Consider the following 18746-nt stretch of genomic DNA (forward strand, 5'->3'; position numbering starts at 1 on the left):
AGTGAGTGCGAACCATTTGCACTTACTGCTTTTTTACATTGGATTACATCAAGTGTTTAGGTATAAAGTGTTGAACGCTTTTAATCATTAAGCGAATACTTAAAGTCATAATTTTAAAGTAAGTGTAGAGATATGACATCAAAACCTGAATATGATAATTGGCAACAACTAATGGACTTGGTAAAAATAGCGGCTGAAAAAGATCAGCATGAGTTGTTGTTGACCATGATGATGACCTCTGACGAACGCGATGCTTTGGTTGCTCGAGTAAACATCCTTTGTGAACTTATGAAAGGGGAGATGTCTCAGCGTCAAGTGAGTCAAATGCTTGGAGTCGGTGTGGCGACTATCACAAGAGGCTCGAATGAGTTAAAAGCCAAATCTGGACAAGAGAAAGCCGCTATTGCCGAACTATTGCTGAAGTAAATACTGAATAATGTCAGTTCGAATCTAACAACAAACGCTAACGAAATGTTAGCGTTTGTTGTTTCTATATAGCACTGTTTGACTTCTTGAGGTTGTAATGAAGGTTGTTCGTATGACTAGTTATCGGGGAAATGTTCAGGGTTTACAAATGGGATCAATGCTAAGATCAAAGCCTGATGATATACCGAGCTGCGCGAGAGTTGGTTGTGTGTCAGCAGACCAATCGCCCCACCTTTTTGCTTGATGTTGTCTGTACCGAAGACTTCATCCATTACATCGCCTAACTCGTTTGCATGTTCTAGCTTCTCAAGTACCGCTGGTGGCAGCATCAGACTTGCCGAGCGTGACTCTCCACGCTGACCATTCGCTTCAATCACCATCCATGCAAAGGTAACACTGTCTTCTATTCCAGCTTCTAGACCAACATAAAAGTCCGCATCCGACTGCGCTTGAATAGCGTTGTGCACGCGGTTCACTGCACCTTGATAGGTTTCATCATTGCTCATGGGTTGTTCAGCAACCCCGCTGGGTACGCTAACACCGATGAATTCGAATTCAGTATTAGGAAAAGCAGACAAGAACGCGCTTTTAACAGCGTTAACTTTAGCTGGGTTCAGTGATGCAATGACGACGGATTTCATGTGTTGGATTCTTACTATTGTTGATTAGATTGAGTTGATGCTGTCGGTACCACTCATGCAGTTCTTCTAGTGGCATGGGTTTACCAAAGTAATAGCCTTGCAGCATATCGCATTGTGCTTCTTGCAACCACTGATGCATATCTTTTGTTTCTATACCTTCGGCTGTTACCTTTTTGCCTTGAGCATGGCACAGCCCGATAATCGGTTTCACGATGTTTTGATTATCGGTCTTAATCAAGGTATCCAAAAATGCTTTATCCAACTTGATTTTCTGAGTTGGGTACTGCACCAGTTGAGTGATAGAGGTGTAACCAGAGCCAAAGTCATCAATCGCTAATCGGTAGCCCATCCTAGACAGCTCGTTGAGCAGAGGGAAGCCTTGCGAATTTGAATAAAAGGTTTCCGTGATTTCAAAATCAATCAAGCTTGGCGGAATAGTATTCATTTTAGCCTGTTCATCAATGAAGTCAGCAAGGTGTGTGGTTTCAATCCCGGCTGAAGATAAGTTAATCGACAGTTGAATTGAATGGGTAAATTGAGCCTGAAGTCGATGAAAAGAAGCAAAGGCATTCTGTATCACCCAGCAATCAACCATCTCAAATAACCCTGTTTGCTCGGCAATAGGAATGAATTCATCGGGCGGAACTAGACCAAGCTGCTTTGAATGCCAACGTAGTAAGACTTCAACGCCAATAATATGGCTTCCTGTTGAATCCATATAGGGCATATAAACGAGCTTAAATTCATCATCAAAGTTTTTGTCCCTGAGTGCGCGTTCAATATTTGCTTGGCGTTGAATCACTTTGTCTAAATCTCGTGAATAGTCAGCAAATTGGTTTTTGCCTGCACGTTTGGCTTGATACATAGCGGTATCAGCATTGGAGAGTAACTTTTCGATTGAGTAACCATCGTTAGGATACGTTGCAATGCCGATACTGACCGTAATTGGAAAGCTCCCAGACTGAGTAACAAAGCCTTTTTGCAGTGGAGTCAGTAAGTCATCAGAAAACCTATGGGCGATGTTTCCTCTGTGAGCTGGAGCGTTAATGTACACTACAAATTCGTCTCCTGAGAGTCGTGCGGGCATACAATGAGCCTCGAACTCTGTTTTATAGTGGGTACAAATATCGGAGATACGCTTGGCAAAACAGACCAGTATCGAGTCACCGATTTGATGTCCGTATTTGTCGTTTACAAACTTGAAGTTGTCCAAGTCGAAATAGAGTACCCAAGTTTCGGTGTTGGAGCTTGGTTTCGGAAGAGATTGCTGAACAAAGGTTTGGAACTGATGTCTGTTCGCTATTTGGGTTAATTGATCATTCTCTGCTAAAAGCTTGGTTTGTTGGTAGGTATTATCTAGCTCTTGGTACATGTCATAAAAACGCTGTGATAGGCGGCCAAGCTCATCGCGAGTGCCCAAGCGTTCAATGTTCTTGCGCTGCTTTTTTTCTACTTGTTGTAACTGTCGATCGAGTCGTGTTATCGGAGTAATAACATTGCGAGACAAGAGTATCAGCAGTAAAACGACAGTGATAAATGCCGATAGTGCAAATGACAAACTTAGCTTGTTCCAAATGGAGTTAAGCTTGTTCTCTAATAGAAACTGTGCAGGATCTACTGTGGCATATAGTTCAGGTGCGAGTTTTACTGAATGGGTGACCCCATTTTCTAGAGAAACTGCAACTGGTGTAAAGAACAGGCTTGTTTGATAGTCGAATTCTATTTGTTTTCTCAACGCAGTAAATTTGTCGAGAGAGACGGATGCGACAACAAAGAACACATCGTTGAATTGATGACTTGTGGTTGGGGAGGCCATTTCATTATCTAGCATTTCATAGTGGACCAACATTCCCTCCCCTTGAGAGTTTTGTATATAGTTGGTACTCGATGTCTCTAAGGTATCTTGATAATGTTGATCAACGAACTCCAATATATTTGCATCAATTTGGGCTAAATAGTCGTCACTATTGTCAGCGTAATAACTGAGTTTACGATCGCTATCGAGTATCGCTAATCCAGTATAACTTTCATCGCCATCTTGTAAGAAATATATGGCTTCTTTAAGGTTATTGACCAGTTTAAGATCGCGAGATAAATTTTGTTCCGTGAGAAAGTAACGCTTCACCATGTCACTTTGGGTCAAGGTATAAGCGTAGCTATGCAGAAATGACCGAGATTGTCGAAAATGCCCGGCTAACTTCTCCATGTTGAGCTGTAGAACGTTGTTTTCACGTTTGATGAAGCTGTTTTTCTGAGTTGAATAAATAATATAGCTAGAAGCAGCGGCACTGATCAGGATCACAGGGGCTATCAGTAGTAATATTTTAGTACTTAGCTTCATAGTTAATGACAACACTATTTATAATTCAGCGCTTGAGTTTATGTTACTTAATGTTCACTCGCTATTAATTAAACGTAGTTCGATGCATTCCTGTGAAGGGAATTAGATTTTTGTTCTATTGTTAGCGATGTCATGAATGAAAGGCGTAATTGGATAGCAAGATTTGCGAGGTGAGGGGGGGCTGCAGGCCTGAGAACAGCCTACTAACGAATAAATAATTGATATATAACGAAATATCACTTCTGTCTTTCGCCCAATATGTTCAGTTATTGCGTTAGCAGCGAGCTTATTTTATTTATTGACCTACAGTAGGCGAAATACTCCGCCTACTACTCGTAGATGAATGCTTACGATAACTTAACCTGAGTCGCTTTGATGTTTTCACTTGGGTAACAACCCAATACTTTCAAGTGACGAGTAATGGCTGTCAGTTCGGTTATTGCTTGTTGCATCTTATCTGAATCCAGGTGTGCTTCTAAATCCACATAGAACATCTCTTCCCACGGGTTACCCATGATAGGACGAGACTCCAGTTTCGTCATATTGATACCTAAGCGCTGTAAAATCAGTAGTGTTTCGACTAAAGAACCTGCCTCTTGAGAGGTCGACATGATCAGTGTCGTTTTTGCAGGGATTTGAGTCGACACTTCAACAGGTTTACGAGCTACTACGATGAAACGAGTATGGTTTTCAGTTTGGTTTGCAATATTGCCTTGGATTGCTTGTAGGCCGTAAAGCTTTCCGCTAGATGCATTACCAATAGCGGCAACATCATCGCCATCTAGCTCTTTTACTTTTTTCATTGCATCAGCGGTGCTTGCGCATGACTCGAGGTTCACCCCTTTAAGACGACTTAAAAATTCGCTGCATTGCTGATGGGGCTGTGGGTGCGAATAGAGTGTTTTGATGTCTTCCAAACGAATATCACTCTTCGCCACTAGGCAGTGTTCGATTGGTTGGGAAAGCTCACCAACGATGTAAAGCGTCGTGTGTTGCAGTAGATCATAGACTTCGTTAATTGAACCAGAGCTGGTGTTCTCGATAGGCAGTACACCGTAGTCGGCGTGACCTGATTCTACAGTTGATGCTACCTCTTTGAAATGATTACAGTTTAGCTCAATTAACTCCATATTTTTTCGGCTAAAATATTCACGGCTTGCCAGGTGAGAGTATGATCCTTTAGAACCTAAGAACGCAACACGAGCGAGTGGCTTACGACTTTGTGGGTTCGCAAGATTTTGCAAGTATGACTGTTGCAGCAACACGGAATCTTCGATGATAGTGTGGAATAGCTTAGTGATGTACTGCGCGTCTAATTCGTATTTATTTTTACCGTTGTTGATCAGCTTTACTAATAGTTGTTGCTCTCGTACTGCGTCTCGAACAGGCTTTGATGTTTCTACTTTGCTTTTCGCTACTTCGATACTTAGCTTGCGTCGTTCTGAAAGTAATTTCAGTAGTTCGTCGTCTAAATCATTTAGGCGAAGGCGGATATCATCCAGTGAAATTGAGCAGTCAGTCATAAATGTGTCCTTATAAAAAAGCCTCCCTAATGTGGGAGGCTTCTTGTTCGTTTTTGACTTGTTTTTCTAAAACGACCTAGCCTCCGATTTACGGAAGAAAAAAGAAGTCAAAAATAAACAAAGATTGAGTGTGCATAAAAAGTGATTGTTTTATGAATGTTTAAACACAATAAGCAAGCGAGCAACGAGCGTCAAGCAAAAAAATAGCGCCCTGAGGCGCTATTTTTTAATCTGTTATCTTTCCTTATTCTACTTCAGCTTCTAGCTCTTCGATTTCAGGCTTTTCAGCGCGGCGTGCTTCAGGTTTATGGCGCAGCTTATTGAGTTGACGCTCTAATTTTTGTTCTACTTCGTTGATAGCTACGTAGAGGTCGTCATGAATTGATGAAGCAACAAGTTGGCCTTTTGGCACCGTTAGAACGGCTTCAAATTTTTTCTTCTTGTTTGGTTCTTCACTAAAGCTCGCTTGGCAGCCAATGATGTCTACTTGCCATTTATCCAGCTTCTTAAATTTGCTTTCTATGTGATCACGGATTGCAGAGGTAATGTCGATATTTTTACCAGTGATATTTATTTTCATAGAAGTTTTCCTCTGTTGTATCCCTCATGGGTTAACTTCAGATTACGTCTTTTAGGAATAAAGAATGTGATGTAGATCTTGTTTTTGTTGGGTGAAATGAGCATTAAAATCAAATGTGATCTCACGCAAGTCTTGGTGTCTTTTTGTTGGAAAATACTTGTTATCCCTATGAAAAACGATAACTTGGAAACGAGGTTGCGCTAAAAATTTATACGGTTTTTAGGGGCGTTTTATCGCTTTTTGAAAGTGTTTGGTGAAAGCTTTCTCAACCGATCTTTATGACTTAAATCACAACAAAGAAGCCCCTGAATTTAGTAAGCAAAAGCCGCACAAGAAACTTGTGCGGCTTTTGTGTTTTCTAAGCCTCGCCTGTCGGTACTGTGATTAGTAAGCTCTGTGACAGGACGCTGGCTAATCGTCTCAGGATGACAAATAGGTGCGCTTTTTAAATTTATATAATTAATTGATTAAGGTAGTGGGTTTAGCTCAATTAATTTCTCTGTTCTTGCTACCGCATCTTCTAGACCAATTTTTTTATAAGCTTTTAGCTGTATTTCTAAAGACTTACGGGCTGCAATGGTATCTGGGTAAGTCTTTTGTAGCTCTTGTGTGCGGTTTACTGCTGCAATCCACGCTTCACGCCTTAGGTAGAAATCAGCCGTTGCTAGGTCATATTCCGCTAGGCGGTTTTTAAGTGCAAACATGCGTTTTTGTGAATCTTCAGCATAAGGGCTGCTAGGGAAGCGTTCGAGCAATCGCTTGAAATCAGCAAAGGCAAGCTTCACTGGTTCTGGATCTCGGTCACTTCGATCGATATTAAAAATATCGTGCATGAAATTTCGATCTTGCGCCATGTGCGTTAAGCCGCGCATGTAAAGAACCCAATCTTGTTTTTCATGAGTTGGGTTTAAGCGTAGGAATCGTGAGATGGTGGCAAGTCCGAGTGCCAAGTCATCATTTTTGTAGTACGCGTAAATCAGATCGAGCTGTACTTGCTCGGAATAGGCGCCGAAGGGATAGCGAGAGTCTAAGGCTTCTAGCTTTTCGATTGCAGAAAGCCAGCTACCGCTCTGCAGTGACTCTTGAGCGTCAGAGTAGAGAACCGATGGTGGTACATCTGGCACTATCTCTTCACTACTTGAACAACCAACCAAGAGTGATACGGCTAATAGACCCGATAAAGTAAGGTGTTTCATGTCAGGCGTCGATTCCTTGAATTAAATATTTCGTAAGCTTCCGTTACTTTCTAACCAGTAACAGATACAATGATGCAATTATTCTATTTTATCCATACTAATGGGTATTAGTCTCACGGTTTTTAAAAAAGTTCGATATGGCTCAGCAGATCACATTAACAGACACAGTAAAAAGCAGCCAGTTAGGTCAACGTTTAGACCAAGCTGTCGCTGAACTATTTACCGATTTTTCTCGCTCTCGTATTAAAGAGTGGCTTCTTGATGGCAAAATCCAAGTGGATGGTGAAGTTATCACTAAGCCACGTGTTAAGGTTTTAGGTGGTGAGGAGATCATCTTGCAAGCTGAACTTGCAGATGAAGAGCGCTGGGAAGCACAAGATATTCCTTTAGACATTGTTTATGAAGATGATGACTTATTGGTGATCAATAAACCTCGCGATCTGGTTGTACACCCGGGAGCAGGCACGCCGGATGGAACCATACTAAACGCATTGCTTTTCCATTATCCTCAGATCGCAGAAGTACCTCGTGCGGGTATTGTGCACCGTCTTGATAAAGACACCACTGGCCTTATGGTCGTGGCTAAAACGGTTCCAGCTCAAACTCGTTTAGTGCGTGCTCTTGCTAAGCGTCGTATCACTCGTGAATATGAAGCCATTGCAATTGGTAAAATGACCGCTGGTGGTGTAGTAGAGAAGGGCATTAGCCGTCATGCAACTAAGCGTACATTAATGGACGTGAACGAATTAGGAAAGCCTGCGGTAACTCACTATCGTGTTGCAGAACACTTCCGTGAGCATACTCGTATTCGCTTACGTCTAGAAACGGGTCGTACTCACCAAATCCGTGTTCATATGTCATACCTTCAGCACCCGCTGCTAGGTGATGTTGCATACGGTGGTCGTGCTCGTATTCCAAAAGGTGCATCTGAAGAACTAACGACAATGATTCGTTCTTTTGACCGCCAAGCACTACACGCCGTTATGCTTAAATTTGTTCACCCTATTACAGGTGAAGAAGTTGAATTTCACGCTCCTGTGCCAAATGACATGGTCGTGATGGCTGAAGCGTTACGTGTTGATGCTCGCGAAAACTTAGAAGACGACATTTAATCATGTCGATGATCATCCCTAACTGGAATGCCCCCCAAAACGTCAAAGCGTTTGCTTCGACGCGTGTTGGTGGTTTTTCTAGCGATGCGTATCAAGGTTTAAACTTAGGTACACATGTTGGGGATGATGCTTCATTTGTTGAAAACAATAGAGTATGGCTCAAGCAACAAGCTAACATGCCTGCTTCACCGATATGGTTAAATCAAACTCACTCAACAGATGTCGTTACGGTTTTAGAACCGACGACAGATATTATCGATGCTGATGGTGCATTTACCACTGCAAAAGGTGTTGTATGCTCTGCGATGACGGCCGATTGTTTACCGGTTATCCTCACTGATACTAACGGTACGCAAGTTGCTGCGGTTCATGCAGGTTGGCGTGGTCTTGCTGGTGGTATTCTTGAAAATGCAGTCGCAAAGTTCTCAAGTATTGATAAGGCTAACCAAGTTATCGCTTGGCTTGGTCCTGCTATTGGTGAGGATGTGTTTGAGGTAGGTAACGATGTATTGGACGCTTTTGTTCGTTTTGACCCTCAAGCGAAATTAGCATTTAAAGCCAAATCTGAACCTGGCAAGTGGTTAGCAAACATGTCTCAACTCGCGACTCAACGATTACATAAAGCTGGCGTGACTTCAGTGACAGATTCGAATCTGTGTACATACGCTGATTCAGATGCTTTCTATTCTTATCGTCGAGATGGTATTACTGGGCGTCAGGCTACTTTTATTTGGTTAGAGTAACCTCTAGCGACCGCAAAAGGCCACCCAGCTCATTTATATTTTCATATAAGCTCTATTCTTCATTCTTATCCCTTGAAAACCCTCGCTCTCGTATCCATCTTTTAGTCATAAGATCAATATCTCTAAGAGTAAGAAGGTTGATATGCGTCTCGATCGATTCACTAGTAAATTTCAAATTGCGATATCTGATGCTCAGTCACTCGCATTAGGTCGTGATCATCAATATATAGAACCCGTACACCTAATGGTGTCATTGCTAAATCAAGATAGTAGTGCGATTCGTCCACTGTTAACTATGTTGAATGTTGATGTTGTTCAGTTACGTTCGAAATTGAGCGAAATGTTAGATCGTGTGCCGAAAGTAAGTGGTATCGGTGGCGATGTTCAGCTCTCCAATTCAATGGGAACGCTATTCAACCTATGTGACAAGGTCGCGCAAAAGCGTCAAGACAGCTACATCTCTTCGGAAGTTTTCTTGCTTGCAGCCATTGAAGACAAAGGCCCTTTAGGTAACTTACTTAAAGAGCTAGGTCTTACTGAACAAAAGTTATCTCAAGCTATCGAGCAAGTTCGAGGTGGTCAAAAAGTTGATGACCCAAATGCGGAAGATAGACGCCAAGCACTAGAGAAGTTCACCATTGATCTGACTGAAAGAGCAGAGCAAGGCAAACTAGATCCTGTGATCGGTCGAGACGATGAAATTCGCCGTACTATTCAAGTTTTGCAACGTCGTACTAAAAATAATCCAGTTATTATCGGTGAACCTGGTGTGGGCAAAACCGCAATCGTAGAAGGTTTGGCGCAGCGTATTATCAATAATGAGGTGCCTGAAGGGTTAAGAGGTCGACGAGTACTTTCATTAGATATGGGATCTTTGATTGCCGGAGCCAAATATCGTGGTGAGTTCGAAGAGCGCTTGAAATCGGTTCTTAATGAGTTATCCAAAGAAGAGGGCAATATCATCCTCTTCATTGATGAAATTCATACTATGGTGGGCGCGGGTAAAGGCGAAGGCTCTATGGATGCCGGTAATATGCTAAAACCAGCATTAGCTCGTGGTGAACTTCATTGTGTCGGCGCAACAACACTTGATGAATATCGCAAGTATATAGAGAAAGACCCTGCATTAGAGCGTCGATTCCAAAAAATACTGGTCGATGAGCCAACGGTCGAGGATACCGTAGCTATCCTAAGAGGTTTAAAAGAGCGTTATGAGCTTCACCACCACGTAGAGATTACTGATCCTGCTATTGTTGCTGCGGCGACTCTATCTCATCGGTACGTATCGGATCGTCAGTTACCAGATAAGGCCATTGATTTAATTGATGAAGCGGCTTCAAGTATTCGCATGCAGATCGATTCAAAACCTGAGTCATTGGATAAATTAGAGCGGAAAATCATTCAACTGAAGATCGAACAACAAGCTTTAACCAACGAAAACGATGAAGCTAGTGAAAAGCGGCTCCGTACATTGCAAACTGAGTTGACCGATAAAGAGCGAGACTTCGCAGAGCTTGAAGAAGTATGGAATGCGGATAAAGCGGCCTTATCGGGTACGCAACATATTAAGTCAGAGCTAGAACAAGCTCGTATGGATATGGACTTTGCAAGACGTGCTGGTGACCTTAATCGTATGTCAGAGCTTCAATATGGCCGTATTCCTGAATTAGAGAAACAACTGGATCTAGCGACTCAAGCTGAAATGCAAGAAATGACATTGCTTCGTAATAAAGTCACTGATGCTGAAATCGCCGTAGTGCTGTCGAAACAAACGGGTATCCCGGTGTCCAAAATGCTAGAGGCTGAGAAAGACAAGCTTCTTAAAATGGAAAGTGCTTTGCATAAGCGAGTTATAGGCCAAGCCGAAGCCGTCGAAGTGGTGTCGAACGCCATTCGCCGTAGCCGTGCGGGTTTGTCTGATCCGAACAAGCCCATTGGTTCTTTCTTATTTCTTGGTCCTACAGGGGTGGGTAAAACAGAACTGTGTAAAACATTAGCGAACTTCATGTTTGATAGTGAAGATGCCATGGTACGTATCGATATGTCTGAGTTCATGGAGAAGCACTCGGTTGCTCGTTTAGTCGGTGCACCTCCGGGTTATGTTGGGTATGAAGAGGGTGGGTATCTAACAGAAGCGGTACGTCGTAAGCCGTATTCGGTAATTTTGTTGGATGAAGTTGAGAAAGCTCACCCAGATGTTTTCAACATTTTATTGCAGGTTCTTGATGATGGGCGCTTAACCGATGGTCAAGGTCGTACTGTAGATTTTAGGAACACGGTAGTCATCATGACATCTAATCTTGGTTCTGCTCGTATTCAGGAGAATTTCAATACGCTGGATTACCAAGGAATAAAAAATGAAGTGATGGAAGTGGTAGGGAAACATTTCCGACCTGAGTTTTTGAACCGTGTTGATGAAAGTGTTGTATTCCATCCATTAGATCAAGAACACATTCAATCAATTGCTTCTATTCAGCTTGAACATTTAAGTAAGCGTATGGAAGGCAGTGGGTATGAACTTGAAGTTTCAGACAAAGCGTTGAAGTTTATTGCTCAAACTGGCTTCGATCCTGTTTATGGTGCAAGGCCTTTGAAACGAGCAATCCAACAAAGTGTTGAGAACCCGTTAGCGAAAGCGATACTTGCTGGCAAAATAAACCCAGATAAGAAAGTACAGCTATTAGTAAACAACGGTAGAATTATCGTGCACCAATAATTTAACTACTAACAATAGGTACGATTGTCGAAACTATGGCCTAATCGTACCTATTTGGGGTGATTTGCTTGAATAATGTTCGAACGGTCACCTATAGCGGATTTTTTTCGTTTTTGGCCTTGTGCAAAGGATTATTCTCTTTATAATGCGCCTCCGTTGCCAAGGGAAACCAAGTGGTTTCAATTGACTAACAAGATGGTAATAAGCATTTAAAGTGCTTTAAAAAACTAGTGAAAAAGTGTTTGACACTGAAATCCAATTCGCTAGAATGACCGTCCACTTATGAGAGGCTCCTTACTAAAAGGAATCTTAAATAAGTAAAGCTCTTTAACAATTTAAACCTATCAATCTGTGTGGGCACTCGTTGATGAATATCAAAACGTTTTATCGTTAGATAAAACAGTTACTTCGGTAACAAATTGATTTCAATGAACTGAGTGACCAATTCAATTTGGTACAGCCTTGAGCTGTTTGATTTTACTTTTTAAAGTGAATACCAAAAAGAGCACAGTCAATTCATTATCTTTCTGTTCCTATTTATTTAAGAAGAGAGGGATAATAGCTTTAGAATTACATGTTTCTGTTCTTTTTCGAAAGAGCGGTAAATATTAGTTTTGAAGTCAGTATTCGTTGAGTCACACCTATTAATTTAGGTAATCAAAACTTTAAATTGAAGAGTTTGATCATGGCTCAGATTGAACGCTGGCGGCAGGCCTAACACATGCAAGTCGAGCGGAAACGACACTAACAATCCTTCGGGTGCGTTAATGGGCGTCGAGCGGCGGACGGGTGAGTAATGCCTAGGAAATTGCCTTGATGTGGGGGATAACCATTGGAAACGATGGCTAATACCGCATGATGCCTACGGGCCAAAGAGGGGGACCTTCGGGCCTCTCGCGTCAAGATATGCCTAGGTGGGATTAGCTAGTTGGTGAGGTAATGGCTCACCAAGGCGACGATCCCTAGCTGGTCTGAGAGGATGATCAGCCACACTGGAACTGAGACACGGTCCAGACTCCTACGGGAGGCAGCAGTGGGGAATATTGCACAATGGGCGCAAGCCTGATGCAGCCATGCCGCGTGTATGAAGAAGGCCTTCGGGTTGTAAAGTACTTTCAGTTGTGAGGAAGGGGGTAACGTTAATAGCGTTATCTCTTGACGTTAGCAACAGAAGAAGCACCGGCTAACTCCGTGCCAGCAGCCGCGGTAATACGGAGGGTGCGAGCGTTAATCGGAATTACTGGGCGTAAAGCGCATGCAGGTGGTTCATTAAGTCAGATGTGAAAGCCCGGGGCTCAACCTCGGAACTGCATTTGAAACTGGTGAACTAGAGTACTGTAGAGGGGGGTAGAATTTCAGGTGTAGCGGTGAAATGCGTAGAGATCTGAAGGAATACCAGTGGCGAAGGCGGCCCCCTGGACAGATACTGACACTCAGATGCGAAAGCGTGGGGAGCAAACAGGATTAGATACCCTGGTAGTCCACGCCGTAAACGATGTCTACTTGGAGGTTGTGGCCTTGAGCCGTGGCTTTCGGAGCTAACGCGTTAAGTAGACCGCCTGGGGAGTACGGTCGCAAGATTAAAACTCAAATGAATTGACGGGGGCCCGCACAAGCGGTGGAGCATGTGGTTTAATTCGATGCAACGCGAAGAACCTTACCTACTCTTGACATCCAGAGAATCCAGCGGAGACGCAGGAGTGCCTTCGGGAGCTCTGAGACAGGTGCTGCATGGCTGTCGTCAGCTCGTGTTGTGAAATGTTGGGTTAAGTCCCGCAACGAGCGCAACCCTTATCCTTGTTTGCCAGCGAGTAATGTCGGGAACTCCAGGGAGACTGCCGGTGATAAACCGGAGGAAGGTGGGGACGACGTCAAGTCATCATGGCCCTTACGAGTAGGGCTACACACGTGCTACAATGGCGCATACAGAGGGCAGCGAGCCAGCGATGGTAAGCGAATCCCAAAAAGTGCGTCGTAGTCCGGATTGGAGTCTGCAACTCGACTCCATGAAGTCGGAATCGCTAGTAATCGTGAATCAGAATGTCACGGTGAATACGTTCCCGGGCCTTGTACACACCGCCCGTCACACCATGGGAGTGGGCTGCAAAAGAAGTAGGTAGTCTAACCTTCGGGAGGACGCTTACCACTTTGTGGTTCATGACTGGGGTGAAGTCGTAACAAGGTAGCCCTAGGGGAACCTGGGGCTGGATCACCTCCTTATACGAAGATAGTCACGATGAGTGTCCACACAGATTGATTAGGTTTAGAAAAGTTAAGAGACGATATTGGGTCTGTAGCTCAGCTGGTTAGAGCGCTCGCCTGATAAGCGGGAGGTCGGTGGTTCAAGTCCACTCAGACCCACCAATATCGACCGAGATGGGGCTATAGCTCAGCTGGGAGAGCGCCTGCCTTGCACGCAGGAGGTCTGCGGTTCGATCCCGCATAGCTCCACCATCTTTAAGGGTTTTTCCCTAAGAATCTTTAAAAATGGTTCCCTTCTTTTAATAGAAGTTGAATCAAGCTCTTTAACAATTTGGAAAGCTGACTGATTACTTAATTGGTTTTCACTTTAAAAAGTGAAATCAAACAGCTCAAAGCTGTGATTAAGTTAATCAAATTTAAAAGTTCTCAATGTTTATCTGCTCTTATTGAATAAGAACAGCATAAACACAACAAACACATTCAAGTGTCTTGTATTCGAATGATCAGAAATGATTGTTCATTTTTTGATTCTACTTTTTATTAAAAAGTGGAAACAAAAAGTAAATTGAGTCCGGCAAACAGTCATTGAGAATTAACCCTTCTTAATGACAACCAAAAACCTTGGTTGCTTTTTGTCTTCACTTTCTAAAAGTGAAAGCAAATTTGTATCATACACAAGACCCTTTCGGGTTGTATGGTTAAGTGACTAAGCGTACACGGTGGATGCCTTGGCAGTCAGAGGCGATGAAAGACGTAATAACTTGCGATAAGCCCAGATTAGGTAGTAATAACCTTTTGAGTCTGGGATTTCTGAATGGGGAAACCCACGTGCATAAGCACGTATCTTGTTGTGAATACATAGCAACAGGAGGCAAACCGGGGGAACTGAAACATCTAAGTACCCCGAGGAAGAGAAATCAACCGAGATTCCGAAAGTAGCGGCGAGCGAAATTGGATTAGCCCTTAAGCTTTTAATGATGCAGGTGAAGCCTCTGGAAAGTGGCGCAGTAAAGGGTGATAGCCCCGTAACCGACACATCATCATCAGTGAAATCGAGTAAGGCGGGACACGTGATATCCTGTCTGAATATGGGGGGACCATCCTCCAAGGCTAAATACTACTGACTGACCGATAGTGAACCAGTACCGTGAGGGAAAGGCGAAAAGAACCCCTGTGAGGGGAGTGAAATAGAACCTGAAACCGTGTACGTACAAGCAGTAGGAGCACCTTCGTGGTGTGACTGCGTACCTTTTGTATAATGGGTCAGCGACTTAATTTTAGTAGCAAGGTTAACCGTTTAGGGGAGCCGTAGGGAAACCGAGTCTTAACTGGGCGTACAGTTGCTAGGATTAGACCCGAAACCAGGTGATCTAGCCATGGGCAGGTTGAAGGTTGAGTAACATCAACTGGAGGACCGAACCGACTAATGTTGAAAAATTAGCGGATGACTTGTGGCTAGGGGTGAAAGGCCAATCAAACCTGGAGATAGCTGGTTCTCCCCGAAAGCTATTTAGGTAGCGCCTCGGACGAATACTACTGGGGGTAGAGCACTGTTAAGGCTAGGGGGTCATCCCGACTTACCAACCCTTTGCAAACTCCGAATACCAGTAAGTACTATCCGGGAGACACACGGCGGGTGCTAACGTCCGTCGTGGAGAGGGAAACAACCCAGACCGCCAGCTAAGGTCCCAAAGTATAGCTAAGTGGGAAACGATGTGGGAAGGCTCAGACAGCCAGGATGTTGGCTTAGAAGCAGCCATCATTTAAAGAAAGCGTAATAGCTCACTGGTCGAGTCGGCCTGCGCGGAAGATGTAACGGGGCTAAGCTATACACCGAAGCTGCGGCTACGTACCTTAGGGTGCGTGGGGTAGGGGAGCGTTCTGTAAGCCGTTGAAGGTGGTCTGTAAGGGCTGCTGGAGGTATCAGAAGTGCGAATGCTGACATGAGTAACGATAAAGGGAGTGAAAAACTCCCTCGCCGGAAGACCAAGGGTTCCTGTCCAACGTTAATCGGGGCAGGGTAAGTCGACTCCTAAGGCGAGGCCGAAAGGCGTAGTCGATGGGAAACGGGTTAATATTCCCGTACTTCTTACAATTGCGATGGGGGGACGGAGAAGGCTAGGTGGGCCTGGCGACGGTTGTCCAGGTTCAAGTATGTAGGCGGAAGGTTTAGGTAAATCCGGACTTTCTTAACGCTGAGATACGATGTCGAGCACCTACGGGTGTGAAGTCATTGATGCCATGCTTCCAGGAAAAGCCTCTAAGCTTCAGATTGTAAGGAATCGTACCCCAAACCGACACAGGTGGTCGGGTAGAGAATACCAAGGCGCTTGAGAGAACTCGGGTGAAGGAACTAGGCAAAATGGTACCGTAACTTCGGGAGAAGGTACGCTCTTATCAGTGAAGTCCCTTGCGGATGGAGCAGACGAGAGTCGCAGATACCAGGTGGCTGCAACTGTTTATTAAAAACACAGCACTGTGCAAAATCGTAAGATGACGTATACGGTGTGACGCCTGCCCGGTGCCGGAAGGTTAATTGATGGGGTTAGACTTCGGTCGAAGCTCTTGATCGAAGCCCCGGTAAACGGCGGCCGTAACTATAACGGTCCTAAGGTAGCGAAATTCCTTGTCGGGTAAGTTCCGACCTGCACGAATGGCGTAATGATGGCCACGCTGTCTCCACCCGAGACTCAGTGAAATTGAAATCGCTGTGAAGATGCAGTGTACCCGCGGCTAGACGGAAAGACCCCGTGAACCTTTACTACAGCTTGGCACTGAACATTGAACCTACATGTGTAGGATAGGTGGGAGACTATGAAATTGCGTCGCTAGATGTGATGGAGTCGTCCTTGAAATACCACCCTTGTAGTTTTGATGTTCTAACGTTGGCCCCTGAATCGGGGTTACGGACAGTGCCTGGTGGGTAGTTTGACTGGGGCGGTCTCCTCCCAAAGAGTAACGGAGGAGCACGAAGGTGGGCTAAACACGGTTGGACATCGTGTGGTTAGTGCAATGGCATAAGCCCGCTTGACTGCGAGAATGACAATTCGAGCAGGTGCGAAAGCAGGTCATAGTGATCCGGTGGTTCTGAATGGAAGGGCCATCGCTCAACGGATAAAAGGTACTCCGGGGATAACAGGCTGATACCGCCCAAGAGTTCATATCGACGGCGGTGTTTGGCACCTCGATGTCGGCTCATCACATCCTGGGGCTGAAGTCGGTCCCAAGGGTATGGCTGTTCGCCATTTAAAGTGGTACGCGAGCTGGGTTTAGAACGTCGTGAGACAGTTCGGTCCCTATCTGCCGTGGGCGTTGGAAAATTGAAAGGGGCTGCTCCTAGTACGAGAGGACCGGAGTGGACGAACCTCTGGTGTTCGGGTTGTCATGCCAATGGCATTGCCCGGTAGCTACGTTCGGAATCGATAAGCGCTGAAAGCATCTAAGCGCGAAGCGAGCCTTGAGATGAGTTTTCCCTGGCACTATAAGTGTCCTAAAGGGTTGTCGTAGACTACGACGTTGATAGGCAGGGTGTGTAAGTGCTGCGAGGCATTGAGCTAACCTGTACTAATTGCCCGTGAGGCTTAACCATACAACACCCAAGGGGTTTTGTGGACTCAAAGAAAGACCAGACCTTGAATGAGTTTGAAGAGATAGACTTTTAAATCAGTTTTCCGAATTATTAATTGTCGCTGAGGCGTCAATTAAACAGAATTTGCTTGGCGACCATAGCATTGTGGACCCACCTGATTCCATGCCGAACTCAGTAGTGAAACACAATAGCGCCGATGGTAGTGTGGGGCTTCCCCATGTGAGAGTAGGACATCGCCAGGCTTTAAATTAAATCTTTAGGTTGACCGACCTGGAGATATGGACGCTCACTTAGTGAGTTGACCACTGCGGAGTGGTAGTTCAGTTGGTTAGAATACCGGCCTGTCACGCCGGGGGTCGCGGGTTCGAGTCCCGTCCACTCCGCCACTTATTCAGAGTTTCAGCTCTTTAAAACTGAAATAGGGGTGTAGCTCCAATTGGCAGAGCAGCGGATTCCAAATCCGCGTGTTGGGAGTTCGAATCTCTCCACCCCTGCCATATTTAAGGCTCTAGTCGAAAGACTGGAGCCTTTTTACTTTTTGGTGCTGAAACATGTCATTAGTAGAGCAGCGGATTCCCCCGATTTACCAAAACAGCGCGTGTTGGGAGTTCGAATCTCTCCACCCCTGCCATATTAAGGCTCTAGCAGAAATGCTGGAGCCTTTTTTATTTCTATTGTTTCAAAACTCGTTTCCTTCCATTTTCTCATTATAAAATGCCTCTTTTTCGCCAAAAATTACATTCAATACGTATATGTTTTCTGATGGCGACTAGTATGAAAAGTAGAGTTCATTCATTTGGAATAGTTATGAGGTTACTTTATACATCGGCTCTTATTTTTTATTCGCTTGCCGTATCGGCAACTCCGTGGGAAAAAGAAAAAAGCCCGACAAGAAATTCAACCTCATCAATAGGAAGTTATGCCAATGGTTGCCTCGATGGCGCACAGGCCCTACCGATTCACGGGGAGGGTTATCAAATTATTCGCCCTCAGCGAGAGCGCTACTATGGCCATACTGAAGCCATTCAGTTTATTGAAAGGCTAGGTATAATTACAAGCGAGCAACTCAACACCAACTTGTTAGTTGGCGATATTTCACTACCTCGAGGGGGCCGCTTCTCATCTGGTCATTCAAGTCACCAGACTGGGTTGGATATTGATATATGGTTGAGGTTAACCAGTAAGAGGCTTACTAAGAATGAACTTGCTGTCCCTAAGCCTGTGAGCGTTGTGGATCTTACTAACTACAAACTGCGTAAATCTAATTGGACCGATGATCACTTTCAAGTGATTCGCTATGCAGCGAAAGATGAAAAAGTGGTGCGTATTTTTGTTCACCCTGTCATTAAACAGGCCCTTTGTGATCAAGATAGCTCTGATGTTAATGATAGATCTTGGTTAGGTAAAATAAGACCTTGGTGGGGGCATCATTCTCACTTCCATGTTCGTTTAAAGTGCCCGGAAGGCAGTTCAAACTGTATAGCTCAAGCAAGGCCTCCTAAAGGTGATGGTTGTGGGTATGAATTAGCAAGCTGGGCTCCGAAAACTGTGCCAGATCCATCCCAAAAAGTAGCGAAAAAGAAGAAAAGAAAGAAAGTTAAAGTGATGCCTAGTCAGTGTTTGGCTTTAATATCAAATCAGTAATCTGAGTTTGGTCGATCATCTAAGCGTTAATGA

10 protein-coding genes, 4 tRNA genes, 3 rRNA genes and 1 other annotated feature are annotated in these 18746 nt (G+C 44.3%); of the genes, 12 read left to right on the forward strand and 5 right to left on the reverse strand.

Going from position 1 to position 18746, the window contains the following annotated elements:
• Positions 1-132 precede the first annotated feature (132 nt).
• On the forward strand, positions 133-426 hold the full coding sequence (gene trpR / locus OCU50_RS02605; protein ID WP_060467223.1) for a trp operon repressor: 294 nt from the start codon (positions 133-135) through the stop codon (positions 424-426).
• Positions 427-542: 116 nt separating this feature from the next.
• Here trpR and yjjX read toward each other — a convergent pair whose 3' ends face one another.
• The 5 genes from yjjX to OCU50_RS02630 form a co-directional block, all read right to left on the reverse strand.
• A complete protein-coding gene (gene yjjX / locus OCU50_RS02610; protein ID WP_060467224.1) occupies positions 543-1067 on the reverse strand; it encodes an inosine/xanthosine triphosphatase in 525 nt (174 codons plus the stop codon).
• Positions 1030-3408, reverse strand: a complete 2379-nt coding sequence (locus OCU50_RS02615) for a bifunctional diguanylate cyclase/phosphodiesterase (protein WP_060467225.1) — start codon at positions 3406-3408, stop codon at positions 1030-1032. Before OCU50_RS02615 ends, yjjX begins: the two co-directional genes overlap by 38 nt.
• A gap of 347 nt (positions 3409-3755) precedes the next feature.
• On the reverse strand, positions 3756-4931 hold the full coding sequence (gene pheA, locus OCU50_RS02620) for a prephenate dehydratase (protein ID WP_060467226.1): 1176 nt from the start codon (positions 4929-4931) through the stop codon (positions 3756-3758).
• Between the two features lie 12 nt (positions 4932-4943).
• Positions 4944-5065: a sequence feature (Phe leader region), on the reverse strand.
• 110 nt (positions 5066-5175) lie between these two features.
• The gene (hpf, locus tag OCU50_RS02625; protein ID WP_060467227.1) at positions 5176-5511 is read right to left on the reverse strand and encodes a ribosome hibernation-promoting factor, HPF/YfiA family; all 336 of its coding nucleotides are present in this window, start codon (positions 5509-5511) and stop codon (positions 5176-5178) included.
• A gap of 467 nt (positions 5512-5978) precedes the next feature.
• A complete protein-coding gene (locus tag OCU50_RS02630) occupies positions 5979-6707 on the reverse strand; it encodes an outer membrane protein assembly factor BamD (RefSeq protein WP_060467228.1) in 729 nt (242 codons plus the stop codon).
• Positions 6708-6844: 137 nt separating this feature from the next.
• On the opposite strand from OCU50_RS02630, the gene rluD reads away from it, so the two are divergent.
• The 11 genes from rluD (at position 6845) to mepA (ending at position 18713) form a co-directional block, all read left to right on the forward strand.
• Complete coding sequence (gene rluD, locus OCU50_RS02635; protein WP_017056156.1) at positions 6845-7819, forward strand: 23S rRNA pseudouridine(1911/1915/1917) synthase RluD; 975 nt, start codon at positions 6845-6847, stop codon at positions 7817-7819.
• Between the two features lie 2 nt (positions 7820-7821).
• Positions 7822-8562 (forward strand): peptidoglycan editing factor PgeF, encoded by a 741-nt coding sequence (gene pgeF / locus OCU50_RS02640; protein WP_060467229.1) that lies wholly within the window; start codon positions 7822-7824, stop codon positions 8560-8562.
• Between the two features lie 142 nt (positions 8563-8704).
• Positions 8705-11278 carry an ATP-dependent chaperone ClpB gene (gene clpB, locus OCU50_RS02645; protein WP_060467230.1) on the forward strand — a complete coding sequence of 858 codons (2574 nt, stop codon included), beginning with the start codon at positions 8705-8707 and terminating at the stop codon, positions 11276-11278.
• Between the two features lie 667 nt (positions 11279-11945).
• A 16S ribosomal RNA gene (locus OCU50_RS02650) occupies positions 11946-13498 on the forward strand.
• A 67-nt stretch (positions 13499-13565) separates the two neighbouring features.
• Positions 13566-13642 (forward strand) — tRNA-Ile (locus OCU50_RS02655).
• A gap of 14 nt (positions 13643-13656) precedes the next feature.
• Positions 13657-13732, forward strand: a tRNA-Ala gene (locus tag OCU50_RS02660).
• A gap of 444 nt (positions 13733-14176) precedes the next feature.
• Positions 14177-17069 (forward strand): 23S ribosomal RNA (locus OCU50_RS02665).
• A gap of 126 nt (positions 17070-17195) precedes the next feature.
• A 5S ribosomal RNA gene (gene rrf, locus OCU50_RS02670) occupies positions 17196-17311 on the forward strand.
• Together the 16S, 23S and 5S rRNA genes with 4 tRNA genes alongside form the textbook arrangement of a ribosomal RNA operon.
• Positions 17312-17378: 67 nt before the next feature.
• A tRNA-Asp gene (locus OCU50_RS02675) sits at positions 17379-17455 on the forward strand.
• 34 nt (positions 17456-17489) lie between these two features.
• Positions 17490-17566, forward strand: a tRNA-Trp gene (locus OCU50_RS02680).
• A 310-nt stretch (positions 17567-17876) separates the two neighbouring features.
• Complete coding sequence (gene mepA, locus OCU50_RS02685; RefSeq protein ID WP_060468435.1) at positions 17877-18713, forward strand: penicillin-insensitive murein endopeptidase; 837 nt, start codon at positions 17877-17879, stop codon at positions 18711-18713.
• Positions 18714-18746 lie beyond the last annotated feature (33 nt).

Origin of the sequence: Vibrio toranzoniae (genome assembly GCF_024347655.1) — a bacterium.
Taxonomy (GTDB): domain Bacteria; phylum Pseudomonadota; class Gammaproteobacteria; order Enterobacterales; family Vibrionaceae; genus Vibrio; species Vibrio toranzoniae.